This is a genomic window from Nonomuraea sp. NPDC001636 (assembly GCF_040298265.1).
Lineage (GTDB): Bacteria > Actinomycetota > Actinomycetes > Streptosporangiales > Streptosporangiaceae > Nonomuraea.
Genome location: NZ_JBEOZT010000016.1, coordinates 153465 through 166594, shown reverse-complemented (window position 1 = coordinate 166594; position 13130 = coordinate 153465). Strand labels below are relative to the sequence as shown.

Annotated in this window: 9 protein-coding genes; 8 read left to right on the top strand and 1 reads right to left on the bottom strand. The window is 72.1% G+C overall.

Features of this window, described 5'->3' with window-relative positions:
* Positions 1 to 46 precede the first annotated feature (46 nt).
* The 7 genes from ABT158_RS28165 (at position 47) to ABT158_RS28135 (ending at position 6718) form a co-directional block, all read left to right on the top strand.
* A complete protein-coding gene (locus ABT158_RS28165; RefSeq protein ID WP_352358345.1) occupies positions 47 to 886 on the top strand; it encodes a helix-turn-helix transcriptional regulator in 840 nt (279 codons plus the stop codon).
* Positions 887 to 982: 96 nt separating this feature from the next.
* Positions 983 to 1540: a MauE/DoxX family redox-associated membrane protein gene (locus tag ABT158_RS28160; protein WP_352358343.1), complete on the top strand. Its 558-nt coding sequence runs from the start codon at positions 983 to 985 to the stop codon at positions 1538 to 1540.
* Entirely contained in the window at positions 1512 to 2276 is a 765-nt protein-coding gene (locus ABT158_RS28155) for a DsbA family protein (protein ID WP_352358341.1), read from the top strand. The genes ABT158_RS28160 and ABT158_RS28155 overlap by 29 nt, the downstream gene beginning before the upstream one ends.
* Positions 2277 to 2303: 27 nt before the next feature.
* Complete coding sequence (gene lgt / locus ABT158_RS28150; protein ID WP_352358339.1) at positions 2304 to 3311, top strand: prolipoprotein diacylglyceryl transferase; 1008 nt, start codon at positions 2304 to 2306, stop codon at positions 3309 to 3311.
* Positions 3308 to 4012: a VIT1/CCC1 transporter family protein gene (locus ABT158_RS28145; protein ID WP_352358337.1), complete on the top strand. Its 705-nt coding sequence runs from the start codon at positions 3308 to 3310 to the stop codon at positions 4010 to 4012. The genes lgt and ABT158_RS28145 overlap by 4 nt, the downstream gene beginning before the upstream one ends.
* Before the next feature lie 698 nt (positions 4013 to 4710).
* The gene (locus ABT158_RS28140; RefSeq protein WP_352358335.1) at positions 4711 to 6060 is read left to right on the top strand and encodes a hypothetical protein; all 1350 of its coding nucleotides are present in this window, start codon (positions 4711 to 4713) and stop codon (positions 6058 to 6060) included.
* Between the two features lie 64 nt (positions 6061 to 6124).
* A complete protein-coding gene (locus ABT158_RS28135; protein WP_352358333.1) occupies positions 6125 to 6718 on the top strand; it encodes a hypothetical protein in 594 nt (197 codons plus the stop codon).
* Positions 6719 to 6758: 40 nt separating this feature from the next.
* Here ABT158_RS28135 and ABT158_RS28130 read toward each other — a convergent pair whose 3' ends face one another.
* Positions 6759 to 8300: a bis-aminopropyl spermidine synthase family protein gene (locus ABT158_RS28130; protein ID WP_352358331.1), complete on the bottom strand. Its 1542-nt coding sequence runs from the start codon at positions 8298 to 8300 to the stop codon at positions 6759 to 6761.
* A gap of 313 nt (positions 8301 to 8613) precedes the next feature.
* Here ABT158_RS28130 and gltB point away from each other — a divergent pair, with 313 nt between their 5' ends.
* Positions 8614 to 13119: a glutamate synthase large subunit gene (gene gltB / locus ABT158_RS28125; RefSeq protein ID WP_352358329.1), complete on the top strand. Its 4506-nt coding sequence runs from the start codon at positions 8614 to 8616 to the stop codon at positions 13117 to 13119.
* Positions 13120 to 13130 lie beyond the last annotated feature (11 nt).

The following is a 13130-nucleotide window of genomic DNA, read 5'->3' as shown; positions in this document are numbered from 1 at the left end:
CATGGACAAACCCAGACAACCTGTTGGACTCACCCGCGGAGACCGGATGACCCCGCCCTACGACAAGTGGATGCAGTACCTGACCCCGGGGCCCGCCCATCGCGGGCTCGGCCTGGTGTGCCTCGGCGTCGGGCGGCAGGAGGGGCGGCTGCCCACGGTCGGGCCGCGCACCCTGCAGCACCACGTGGCCGTCCTGGTGACCGCGGGCCGCGGCTGGTTCTCCCAGGGGGAGGGGCCCGTCGTCGAGGTCGTCGCGCCCGCCGTCATCTGGCTCCTGCCCGGCGTACGCCACCATTACGCGCCCGACGCGGCCGGCTGGGACGAGTGGTTCGTCGACTTCGCCGGCCCCGCCGCCACCGCCTACCAGGACCTCGGCTTCGTGGACGCGGGCAACCCGGTCACCCCGCTCACCACGGCGGAACCGGCCGCCCACGCCATCGGCCGCATCGCCCAGGCGTGCCGCAGGGGCGGCCCGTACCTGGAGGTGGAGACCTCGGCCATCGTGCACGAGGTGTTGGTCGCCCTCAGGCGCAGCCGCGCCGACGAGGACCCCTACGGCGACCCGGTGCTGGCCGGGCTGGCCAGGGACGCGTGCCTGCCGGTGCCGGTCGCCGAGCACGCCAGGCGCCTCGGCATGCCGCTGACCGAGCTGCGCCGCGCCGTGCGCCGGCTGGCCGGGTGCAGCCCCAAGGACTATGTGCTGTCCATCAGGCTCAACCGGGCCAAGGACCTGCTGGCCACCACCGACCTGCCGGTCGCCGCCGTGGCCCGGCGCGTCGGCTACGACGACCCGGCCTATTTCACCAGGTTGTTCACCCGGCGCGCCGGTCTGCCGCCGAGCGAATTCCGGGCGCAGCAGTATCGTGGACTTCCTACCATTTCATGAACGGGACTCTGCCTTAGCCGACGCTTATCCCGAGCGTGATCGGATGATGTCCCGGTACTGTGCGCATTCCCGGCGCAGAGAAAGAGGAGATCACCCGTGGCCGCGTCACAACCGTCACACAACGGCAGATCGGCGATACTCTGGGTGACGACCGTCGCCCGGCTGATCCTGGGGGGCGTGCTGATCGCGGCGGGGGCGCTGAAGATCGGCAATCCGTCCGACTCCGTGGTCGCGGTCAAGGCGTACCAGCTGCTGCCCGAGTCGATCGCCGAGATGGTGGGCTATGTCCTGCCGATCCTGGAGATCGTCGTCGGCGTGCTGCTGGTCGTCGGTCTGCTGACCAGGGCGGCAGCGGTGATCGCCGCGCTGCTCATGTTCGCCTTCGTGTTCGGCATCGCCTGGGCCTGGGCGCACGGCCTGCGGATCGACTGCGGCTGCTTCGGCGGCGGCGGCCAGCTGGAGACAGGACAGGAGCCGGCCTACCTGCTCGACATCCTGCGCGACTTCGGCCTGGTGCTGCTCGGCGCATGGACGGCCCGCTTCCCGCCGGGACGGTTCGCCCTCGACGGGGCGCTCGGACTGGCGGGTGCCGTGGAGGACACAGGTGACGAAGAGGAGATCGAGGATGAGCAAAGCGCAGCGCACCAAGTCTGACGGGAACATGTCGGCGCGCGAGAAGATCAAAGAGCAGCAGGCGGCGGCCCGCGCCCAGGAGAAGCGCAGGAAGCTGGTGACCTACACCACGGCGACCGTGGTCGCGGTGGCCGCGGTCGGCCTCGGCGCGTGGTTCTCGCTCAACTCCTCCAAGTCGGAGCAGGCCGGCGCCGAGCTCGCGCCGATCACCCTGCAGCCCGACGGCAGCGCCGTGATGGCCAAGGCGGGCGTGACCCAGCCGGTGGTCGACATCTACGAGGACTTCCAGTGCCCGGTCTGCAAGGAGCTGGAGCGGGTCAGTGGTTCGACCTTCAAGAACCTGGCCGCCGAGGGCAAGGCCAAGGTCGTCTTCCACCCGATCACGATCTTCTCCAGGGAGCCGACGAAGGGCAACTCCGTACGCGCGGCGGCGGCCGCCCGCTGCGTCGCCGACGGCAGGCAGTGGATGGCCTTCCACGACCTGATCTACAAGAACCAGCCGGCCGAGACCGTCGAGGGGTTCAAGACCGACCAGCTCGTCGAGTGGGGCAAGGAGGCCGGGGTCACCTCGCCCGATTTCGAGAGTTGCGTCACGTCCCAGAAGCACGCTCCCGCCGTGCTGACCGACAGTACGAAGATCATGTCGGCGCAGTCGATCGAGGGCACGCCCACCGTGAAGCTCAACGGCACCAGCATCGGCGAGGCGGCGTTCTCGCCGCAGCAACTTCGCGATGCGGTCACGAAGGCCGCCAAGTAGCCGCAGGCTGCGCTACCCTCACCTGACATGCCCCTAGCCTCGATTCCCAGCCCTTCCCAGGGGGTCTGGTATCTCGGAATCATCCCGATCCGGGCCTATGCCCTGTGCATCGTGCTCGGCGTCGTCGTCGCCGTCTGGCTGAGCGAGCGGCGCTGGGTCGCCCGCGGCGGCCAGAAGGGGACGATCATCGACATCGCCGTCCCCGCGGTGATCTTCGGTCTGATCGGCGGCCGGCTCTACCACGTCATCACCGACTGGCAGACCTACTTCGGCAGCCGTGCGATCAAGAAGCCGTACCAGGCCCTGTTCATCTGGGAGGGCGGGCTCGGCATCTGGGGCGCGATCGCGCTCGGCGGCGTCGGCGTGTGGTGGGCCGTGCGCAAGCGCGGCATCTCCATGAGCGCCGTCGCCGACACGGTCGCGCCGGGCATCGCCTTCGCGCAGGCCATCGGCCGCTGGGGCAACTGGTTCAACCAGGAGCTCTACGGCGGCCCGACCACCCTGCCGTGGGGCCTGGAGATCGACGTCGACCACGGCGGCGAGCCGGGCGTGCTGTACCACCCGACCTTCCTGTACGAGTCGCTGTGGGACGTCGCGCTCGGCTTCCTGCTCATCCTGGCGGGCAAGCGGTTCGCGCTGCGGCATGGGCGGCTGTTCGCCCTCTACGTCGCCGGCTACACGCTGGGCCGCTTCTGGATCGAGGGCCTGCGCATCGACCCGGTCGGCGGGGTCGACCACGCGGTGACCTTCCTCAGCCTGCGGCTCAACCAGTGGACGTCCATCGTGCTGTTCGTCGGCGCGCTGGTCTACCTCTGGCTGACCAGGAACAAGGACACCGAGGAGCGGGTCGTGCCGCTCGATCTCGCGGTCGATCCGGCGCACGAGAGCGGCCAGGCCGATCCCGGCTCGTCCGACGCGCCTGCCGCCGTGGCGGCCGAGCCCGCCGATGAGGGCGACGGTCCGGCCGAACCCGCAGAACCCGCCGACACCGACGCGGACGACGATGCCGCGGCGAAGGAGAAGAACCCACGATGACCGGCGGCGCGGAGATCCACCATCGCCATCGCGACGTCAGCGGGGGCTGGTTGCGGCCCTCGGTGTTCGGCGCGATGGACGGCCTGGTGTCGAACTTCGCGCTCATCGCCGGCGTCGCGGGCGGCACCGCCACCACCAAGGTCGTCGCACTCAGCGGCGTGGCCGGGCTGGCGGCCGGGGCCCTGTCCATGGCGGGCGGCGAGTACGTCTCCGTGGCCAGCCAGCGCGAACTGGCCCAGGCCGAGATCGCCGTGGAGCAGCGGGAGCTCGCCGGCAACCCCGAGGCCGAGCTGGCCGAGCTGGCTCAGTCGTTCGTGGACAAGGGGGTGGAGCCCGACCTCGCCGCGGCGGTGGCCGGGCAGATCTCCCGCAATCCCGAGCGGGCCCTTGAGATCCACACCCAGAACGAGCTGGGTGTCGTTCCCGGCGCGCTGCCCTCGCCGAAGGTGGCGGCGGTGTCGTCGTTCCTGTCGTTCAGTGTGGGGGCGGTGCTGCCGCTCCTGCCGTACCTGTTCGGAGTCGAGGGGCTTACCTTGTCGGCCGTGGTGTCGTGCGCGGCGTTGTTCGGGGCGGGCGCGCTGGTGTCCGCCGTGACGGCGCGCAGCTGGTGGTACTCGGGGTTGCGTCAGCTCCTGGTGGGCGTGGTGGCCGCGGGCATCACGTACGGGCTGGGCAACCTGATCGGGGCGTCAGGACTGTGAGATCGGGACGACGCTCCGGCGACTCCGCCGGCACCGGCGACCACACTCCGGGCACCGGCGGCGCTTCGGGCGGGTATGGCGGTGCTCCTGGCACCCATGACGGTTCCGGCCTTCCCGGCGGCGCTGCCGGCGCTCCCGGCGCTGCCGGTGTTTCCGGTGCTGCCGGTGCTGCCGGCGGCGGGCGAGCCGGTGGTTCGCGTGGCGGGCGTGGCGCGGGGTCCGGGCGGGCTCGTCGCCGTTCCGCCGCACGCGCCGCCGAGGCCGCAGCCCCCGAGCAGCCGGCGACCGGCGGCGACGGCGGCCAGGACCTCTGGGCGGCCCGCCGCGCCGCCCGCCCGCCACAGCCCGCCGACGCGGGCTGGGCCGCCCGCCCACCCGCCCACCAGGGCTCCGACGCTTCCTGGCCCTCGCAACCCGCCCCTCAGGGCTCCGACGCACAGTGGGCGGCTCGTTCCGGCTCTCAGGGCTCTAACGCGCAGTGGCCCGCTGGTCCCGCCGCCTCTCAGGGCTCTAACGCGCAGTGGTCCGCTGGCCCCGCCGCCTCTCAGGGCTCTAACGCGCAGTGGCCTGCCGGTCCTGGCGCGCAGGGGTCCGACACGCAGTGGCCCGCCGGTTCTGGCTCTCAGGGCCCGGACGCGCAGTGGCCCGCCGCCTCCGGCGCGCAGGGGTCGGACGCGCAGTGGGCGGCTCGTGGTGATGTGCAGGGATCCAACGCGCAGTGGGCGGTTCGTGGCGAGCGGAGTGACGGTCAGCGTTCCGCGTCCCCGGCTTCCGACGCCGGATGGGCCGCGCAGCCCGCCGCGCAGCCCGCCGCGCAGCCCGCCGCGCCGGGGGCGTCCACGCCCGACGACGCCGACGCGCCGCGCGGCAGACGTTCCCAGCGGGGCAGACGTGCCCAGGCAGCCGCCGAGCCCGGCCGCGGCAGGCGTGCCCAGGACGGCGGAGAGGCGTCCCGGGGCAGGCGCGCCCACGACGGCGGGGAGACGGCTCGCGGGAGGAGGCGGGCGGCGGACGACGACGACTCCGTCTGGGCCGCGAGCATGGACGACCTGGCGGAGGCCGCCCGTACGGGCCGTCGCAGCACGGCCGCCGACGGCGGCGAGCAGTCCCGTCCGGGACGCCGGAGCGCCCCCGCCGACGGCGGCGGGCACGACGACGCGGACGAGGGTTTCGCCGCGTTCGGGGCGTCGGGATCGTCCGCGGAGTCCGGAAGGACCGGGGAGTCCGCCGAGTTCCCGACCGGCTCGGGGTCGCGCAAACGGCGCCGCACACCGCGCTCCGACTGGCAGTTCCCGGTGCTCACCGAGTGGGGCCTGCGTCCGCAGCAGCAGCGGCTGATCGTCATCATCGCCACGGTCATCGGCGTCGTCGCGGGCGCGACGGGGCTGGTGGCGGTCGTCGGCTCGCTCGGCGACTACGCCCCCGAGCGGGAGGCCAACGCCGCCGTCCTCGGCCCGGACGCCGCGATGCCCATGTCCTACCAGGGCTGGAGCTCGCCCAAGCTGTTCGCGGCCCTGGCCGACCGGGTTAAGGACAGCCGGGAGCTCACCGACAAGGAGGTGTTCGGGCAGAGCGAGCTCGCGGTCTCCAAGAAGCTCACGCTCAAGCTCGCCGCCAAGCGCATCGACGCCGACTGCTCGGCCGCCCTGTGGGGCACGGCCCTGCTGGAGAAGGTGGCCGACGCCGACTGCCTCCAGGCGGCCCGCGGCCTGTACGTCAGCTCCGACGGCCGCTACGTCGGCCAGTACACGCTGCTCAACCTCAAGGACGGCCAGTCGGCCGGCGACCTGGTCGAATCCCTGAAGACGCTCTACCGGGGCGGCTGGGCACGGCCGTTGACCTCGTCCAAGGCGGCCTTCCCGGCGGGCGGCTACTCCGAGGGCGGCGGTTACGCGCTCGGCCACTACGTCGGCCTGGTCTGGCTCGGCAAGACCGACGGCCTCGACCCCACCGCCCGCGACGACTTCGTCTCCGTCACCCTGGCACTGCGCGGCGCCGAGAAGTCGGTCTACCGCCGCGTCGTCGCGATCACGGGCCCGGCCTCGTGACATCGCCGCGGGCGGTCGCGATCGGGAAAGCGGTCGTCATGCCCTTGGCCGGGGAGGCGGTCGCGTGAGGTCCCGTCGTGTGGTCGTGGTGGCGGGGGTGGCCGTGGGGGTGCTGGCGGTCGCCGTGGCCGGGTGGTTGTGGCTGCGTCCGGAGGAGCCGCGGCCGGCCGCCTTCCGGGGCGAGCCCACCTCGGCCTTCTACGCGGCCGTCGACTCCCGTCAGGCCGACGCCGCGCCGCTGACCGCGCAGGAGGTCTTCACCGCCGAGACGCAGACGCTCGGCGCGCTGCGTCGGGTCTCCACGCAGGAGCACGACGACTGCGACGAGGTGCTGTGGGGAGCGTCGGCGTCCGGGTGCACGCAGGTGCTCTCGGCGGCGTACGAGGGCGACGGGCTGGCCGGGCAGTTCGCCATCTTCAACCTGCCCGACGGGCGCGCGGCCGACGCCCTGGTGGCGGCTCTGGGCAAGGACGGCTTCGTCCGGCAGGACGCCGCGTTCGACGCCGCCCGCAGCCGTGCCCAGGCGCGCGCCATGGGCCACTACGTGACGGTGAGCTGGGCGGGCGGCACGGTCTCCGCCGACGGCCTGGTCACGGCCCTGGTCGCCCTCGACGGTCTCGGCCGCGTGGTCCAGAACCGCATCCTCGCCGCCACCTGACCGTCCACCACCCACCTGCCGTCCGGTGTGTCGCCGGAGGTCAGAGGGTTGTGGTGGTGAGGGCGGTGACGGTGGTGGCGACGGCGGCGGGGAGATCGGCCAGGCGGTGGAGGGGGGCTTCCAGCGGGGTCAGGTCGTCGGACCAGGGAGCCGTCTGGCGGATGAGGGTGCGGGCCTCGTTCTTGGTGAGCGCCGTGCCCTGGTCGCGGGCCACCGCGATGAGGGCCTCCCGCCAGGTGTTGGCGAGTTTGGCGTGGCCGTTGTCGAGGATCCGGCGCAGCACCGCGTCGGCCGCCCCGGCGGGTTGCGGGCGGCGGACGGCGTCGAGCGCCCCGCCCGTCCGGCGGAGCTCGTAGACGGCGGACAGCGCCTCGGGCAGCGGCGGCAGGTCGGCCCCCCACACGCGCACGTGCCCGGCGCGGGTGGCGAGCAGCACGCGGGGGAGCGCCGCCTCCAGCCCCGGCGGCAGCGTGACGGCCACCCGCTCGACGGCCGCCGCGTACGGCTTGGCCAGCCAGGTCGCCGGCCGCACCCGGGGCTGGGGCAGCTCCTTGGGCCACTCGCCCACCAGCAGGTCAGCCTCGAACCCGGCCAGCTCGGGCGCCGGGGCCGCCGCCGGGGCCGACTCGACCGCCTGGGGGCCCTGGGTGTAGATGGCCGTGGCCTGACGGCCCAGCCGGGCGTTGACCGCCGGACGGGTCTTGGTCGTGGGACGCAGCAGGTAGAGGTCGGCCGCCGAGCCGATCGCCTCCGCCCCGAAATAGCGATTGAAATCCGGATAGATCGCCTCGTAGGCGAGGTTGAGTTCCGACAACGCCTGCTGGACCTTGAAGGCCAGCATCGGCGTACGCTCGCTGGCCCCGTACGCCACCAGCACCCGCCCGTCGTCCTTCAGCCCCTCCACGGCGCGTGCCGCGAACAGCCCGATCCCCTCCGGCGTGTACGGCGGGTCGGTGAAGGCCAGGTCGTGCTCCCGCGCCGAGGCCGGCAGCCCGAGCCGCAGGTCGGCCCAGCGCGTGCGGACCCCGAGCCCCTGCTCGTCGATGTAGGCCAGGATGCGCTCGTCGACGTCGACCACCGTGACGTCGGTCTCGGGATGGACCAGCTTGACGGCCAGCGAGGTCAGGTCGTGGTCGCCGACGCACAGCAGCCGCGCCCCGGGCAGCCAGAACCGCGCCCCGAGCAGCAGCGCGCGCCGCAGGGCCGTCTCGGGGGTGGCCGAGACGTGGTCGAGCACGTGCCGGGCCCGCGGCGCGCCCGCGACCAGCGCGGTCAGGCGTTCGAGCACGCCGGGGTAGTGGGGGAGCAGGTGGGCCACCGGGTCTTCCGGCGGCGGCGCCATGGCCAGCAGGTCCTGGTAGGCCGGCGTGTCGCCGGGCGGCACCCGGAACGTCTCGCCCGAGCGCTCCAGGCGCACCTCGCGCAGCAGGGCCTCGATGGTCCGCCTGGAGGTGGCGGTCTCCCGGACCAGGCCGGCCAGGGACCACCACTGGCCGTCGCACAGGAGGGTGAGGGCGTGCCGCAGCCGCCTGCCGTCGACGCCCGCCTCGGCGAGCAGGCGCTCCACGCCGTCACGATCCATGCGCCAACCCTATCGAGGGGCGGGCCCGGCTCCGGCCGCCCGCCGGGCAGGGCCGGGCTCGTTCGCGAGGAGCTTCCGGGGTTCCTGAGTGCCATGGGACAACCGGGGCGTGACCTGGGAATTCTGATGGCAGGGTCCGGGGTTTGGGATGGGGAGTTCGGATGCTGGAACCGTGCGCAATGTTCGCAATGCGGACGTGGCGGGCACCATTCCGGCATCGTGCGGTAATCTCTACCCACGATATGCAGCAGGGCCAACGTCGTCCCCGCCTGTAGAGCAGTTCTTGACAGACGAAGACGACGGGAGGGATTCAATGCCTGCTGCCCACCTCGGATTCCCCGAGCCTCAGGGCCTCTACCACCCCGCCAACGAGCATGATGCCTGCGGTGTCGCCATGGTCGCCGACGTCGCCGGACGCCGTGGGCACTCGATCGTGGTCAAGGCGTTGACGGCGCTGTGCAATCTCGACCACAGGGGAGCCAAGGGTAGCGAGCCGGACACCGGCGACGGAGCCGGGATCCTGACGCAGATCCCCGATGGGTTCTACCGCGCGAGCGTGCCGTTCGCGCTGCCCGAGGCCGGCGCGTACGCGACCGGCATCGCCTTCCTGCCGGCCGACGAGCAGGCCAGGGCCGTCGCCACCGGCCTGATCGAGGAGATCGCGGCCGAGGAGGGCCTCACGGTGCTGGGCTGGCGGGACGTCCCCGTCGACCGCGCCCTGCCGGGCCCGAGCGCCCGCGCGGTCATGCCGCACTTCGCCCAGCTCTTCGTGTCGAGCCCCGGCGGCGAGCAGGGCCTCGACCTCGACCGGCTGGCCTTCTGCCTGCGCAAGCGGTCCGAGCACGAGGCGGACGTCTACTTCCCCTCGCTGTCGGCCCGCACGGTGGTCTACAAGGGGATGCTCACGCCCGACCAGGTGGAGCCGTTCTTCCCCGACCTGAGCGACGAGCGTTACGAGAGCGCGATCGCGCTGGTGCACTCGCGCTTCTCCACCAACACCTTCCCGAGCTGGCCGCTGGCCCACCCCTACCGGTACGTGGCGCACAACGGCGAGATCAACACGGTCAAGGGCAACCGCAACTGGATGCGGGCCCGCGAGGCGATGCTGGCATCGGCCCACATCCCGGGCGACATCTCGCGGCTCTTCCCGATCTGCGACCCCGACGGCAGCGACACCGCCAGCTTCGACGAGGCCCTTGAGCTGCTGCACATCGGCGGCCGGAGCCTGCCGCACGCGGTGCTGATGATGATCCCCGAGGCGTGGGAGAACCACACCGAGATGGATCCGGCGCGCCGCGCCTTCTACGAGTTCCACTCCTCCCTGATGGAGGCGTGGGACGGCCCGGCCTCGATCACGTTCACCGACGGCACCCTGGCCGGGGCCGTGCTCGACCGCAACGGGCTGCGTCCCGGGCGTTTCTGGGTGACCGCCGACGGGCTGGTCGTGCTGGCCTCGGAGGCCGGCGTGCTGGACTTCAAGCCCGAGGACGTCGTCCGCAAGGGCCGCCTGCAGCCGGGCCGCATGTTCCTCATCGACACCGCCCGCGGCAAGATCATCGAGGACGACGAGATCAAGGCCGAGCTGGCCGCCGCGCACCCGTACGAGGAGTGGCTGCACGCCGGGCTGGTCAGGTTCGAGGAGCTGCCCGCGCGGCAGCGGGAGATCCCCACGCACGAGGCGCTGGTCAAGCGGCAGCAGACCTTCGGCTACACCGAGGAAGAGCTGCGGATCATCCTGTCGCCGATGGCCAGGTCCGGTGCCGAGCCGATCGGCTCGATGGGCACCGACACGCCGGTCGCGGTGCTGAGCGAGAAGCCGCGGCTGCTGTTCGACTACTTCACGCAGCTGTTCGCGCAGGTCACCAACCCGCCGCTGGACGCCATCCGGGAGGAGCTGGTCACCTCCCTGGCCAGCGTGCTCGGCCCCGAGGGCAACCTGCTCGACCCGGGCCCGACCTCCTGCCGCCAGCTCGTGCTGCCGTACCCGGTGATCGACAACGACGAGCTCGCCAAGATCATCCACATCAACGACGAGCACGACCTGCCGGGCTTCCACCCGCACGTCATCAGCGGCCTGTACGAGGTCGCCGGCGGCGGCCAGGCGCTGCTCGGTCGTCTGGCCGAGATCAGGGCCGAGGCGTCGGCGGCCATCGCGAACGGCGCGCGCATCATCGTGCTGTCCGACCGCGGCTCCTCCGACACGCTCGCGCCGATCCCGTCGTTGCTGCTCACCGGCGCGGTGCACCACCACCTGATCCAGGAGAAGACCCGGACCAAGATCGGTCTCGTCATCGAGACCGGCGAGGCCCGCGAGTGCCACCACATGGCGCTGCTCATCGGCTACGGCGCCGGCGCGGTCAACCCGTACCTGGCGATCGAGACCGTCGAGGACCTGGTCGACACCGGTGTGCTGCAGATCGGCAAGCACAAGGCCGTGCGCAACCTGATCAAGGCGTACGGCAAGGGCGTCATCAAGGTCATGTCCAAGATGGGCGTGTCCACGGTGGCCTCCTACACCGGCGCGCAGATCTTCGAGGCGCTCGGCCTGAGCCAGGAGGTCATCGACGCCTGCTTCACCGGCACGACGTCCCGCCTGGGCGGTGTCGGCTTCGACGTGCTGGCCGAGGAGACCGCCCAGCGCCACCGCCACGCCTACCCGCGGGCGGAGAACGCCCACCGCAGGCTCCAGGTCGGCGGCGAGTACCAGTGGCGGCGCGAGGGCGAGCCGCACCTGTTCAACCCCGAGACCGTCTTCAAGCTGCAGCACGCCACCCGCACCCGCCGCTACGAGATCTTCAAGGAGTACACGAGCCTCGTGGACTCCCAGGCCGAGCGGCTGATGACCCTGCGCGGCCTGTTCAAGCTGCGCAAGGGGCAGCCGATCCCGATCGACGAGGTCGAGCCGGTCGAGAGCATCGTCAAGCGTTTCTCCACGGGCGCGATGTCGTACGGCTCGATCTCGATGGAGGCGCACGAGACGCTCGCCATCGCGATGAACCGGCTCGGCGGCAAGTCCAACACCGGCGAGGGCGGCGAGGACCCCGAGCGCCTGTACGACGCCACCCGCAGGTCGGCGATCAAGCAGGTCGCCTCCGGCCGGTTCGGCGTCACCAGCGAATACCTGGTCAACGCGGCCGACCTGCAGATCAAGATGGCCCAGGGGGCCAAGCCCGGCGAGGGCGGCCAGCTGCCCGGCCACAAGGTCTACCCGTGGATCGCCAAGACCCGCCACTCCACGCCCGGCGTCGGCCTCATCTCGCCGCCGCCGCACCACGACATCTACTCGATCGAGGACCTGGCCCAGCTCATCCACGACCTGAAGAACTCCAACCCGGAGGCCAGGGTCCACGTGAAGCTGGTCGCCGAGGTCGGCGTCGGCACGGTCGCGGCGGGCGTGTCCAAGGCGCACGCCGACGTGGTGCTCATCTCCGGCCACGACGGCGGCACCGGCGCCTCGCCGCTGACCTCGCTCAAGCACGCGGGCGCGCCCTGGGAGCTCGGCCTGGCCGAGACCCAGCAGACGCTGCTGCTGAACGACCTGCGCGACCGCATCGTCGTGCAGGTGGACGGCCAGCTCAAGACCGGCCGCGACGTCGTCATCGCCGCCCTGCTGGGCGCCGAGGAGTACGGCTTCGCCACCGCCCCGCTGGTCGTCTCCGGCTGCGTGATGATGCGGGTCTGCCACCTCGACACCTGCCCGGTGGGCGTGGCCACGCAGAACCCCGAGCTGCGCAAGCGCTTCAGCGGCAAGCCCGAGTTCGTGGTCAACTTCTTCGAGTTCATCGCCCAGGAGATCCGCGAGTACCTGGCCGAGCTGGGCTTCCGCTCGCTCGACGAGGCGATCGGGCACGTCGAGATGCTCGACACCACGGCCGCCGAGAACCACTGGAAGGCCGGCGGCCTCGACCTGTCGCCGATCCTGCACCAGCCCGACCTGCCCGCGGGCACGCCCAAGCGGCGCACCGTCGAGCAGGACCACGGCCTGGAGCACGCCCTGGACAACACCCTGATCCAGCTCGCCGAGGGCGCGCTCAACGAGGGCACCCCGGTCACGATGGAGCTGCCCATCCGCAACGTCAACCGCACGGTCGGCACGATGCTCGGCTTTCAGGTGACCAAGCGGTACGGCGGCCAGGGCCTGCCCGAGAACACCATCGACATCGGCTTCACCGGCTCGGCGGGCAACTCCTTCGGCGCGTTCGTGCCCCGCGGGATCACGCTGCGGCTGACCGGCGACGCCAACGACTACCTCGGCAAGGGCCTGTCGGGCGGGCGGATCACCGTCCGGCCGCACGAGGAGGCGCCGCTCGACGGGCACATCATCGCCGGCAACGTCGCCCTGTACGGCGCCACGTCCGGTGAGGTGTTCGTCCGCGGGGTGGTCGGCGAGCGGTTCTGCGTCCGCAACTCCGGGGCCACGGCGGTCGTCGAGGGTGTGGGCGACCACGGGTGCGAGTACATGACCGGCGGCCGGGTGGTCGTGCTCGGGGCGACCGGGCGCAACTTCGCGGCCGGCATGTCCGGCGGCGTGGCGTACCTGCTCGACGCGCGGCCCGAGCGGGTCAACCGGGAGATGGTCGCCATCGAGACGCTGTCCGAGCAGGACGCCGAGTTCCTGAAGGAGACGGTCGAGAAGCACTTCGCCGAGACCGCGTCCCCGGTGGCCAAGCAGCTGCTGGCCGACTGGGACGCCGCGCTCGCCCGGTTCGGCAAGATCATGCCGACCGACTACAAGAGGGTGCTGGCGGCCGCCGAGGCCGCCCGCGCCGAAGGCAGGGACATCGACGAGGCCGTCATGGCGGCTGCGGTTCAGGGCTAGGGAGGCGTACT

Coding starts and splice junctions, on each gene's coding strand:
- ABT158_RS28165 (WP_352358345.1), top strand. CDS start 47: ATGACCCCGCCCTACGACAAGTGGATGCAGTACCTGACCCCGGGGCCC.
- ABT158_RS28155 (WP_352358341.1), top strand. CDS start 1,512: ATGAGCAAAGCGCAGCGCACCAAGTCTGACGGGAACATGTCGGCGCGC.
- lgt (WP_352358339.1), top strand. CDS start 2,304: ATGCCCCTAGCCTCGATTCCCAGCCCTTCCCAGGGGGTCTGGTATCTC.
- ABT158_RS28145 (WP_352358337.1), top strand. CDS start 3,308: ATGACCGGCGGCGCGGAGATCCACCATCGCCATCGCGACGTCAGCGGG.
- ABT158_RS28130 (WP_352358331.1), bottom strand. CDS start 8,300: ATGGATCGTGACGGCGTGGAGCGCCTGCTCGCCGAGGCGGGCGTCGAC.
- gltB (WP_352358329.1), top strand. CDS start 8,614: ATGCCTGCTGCCCACCTCGGATTCCCCGAGCCTCAGGGCCTCTACCAC.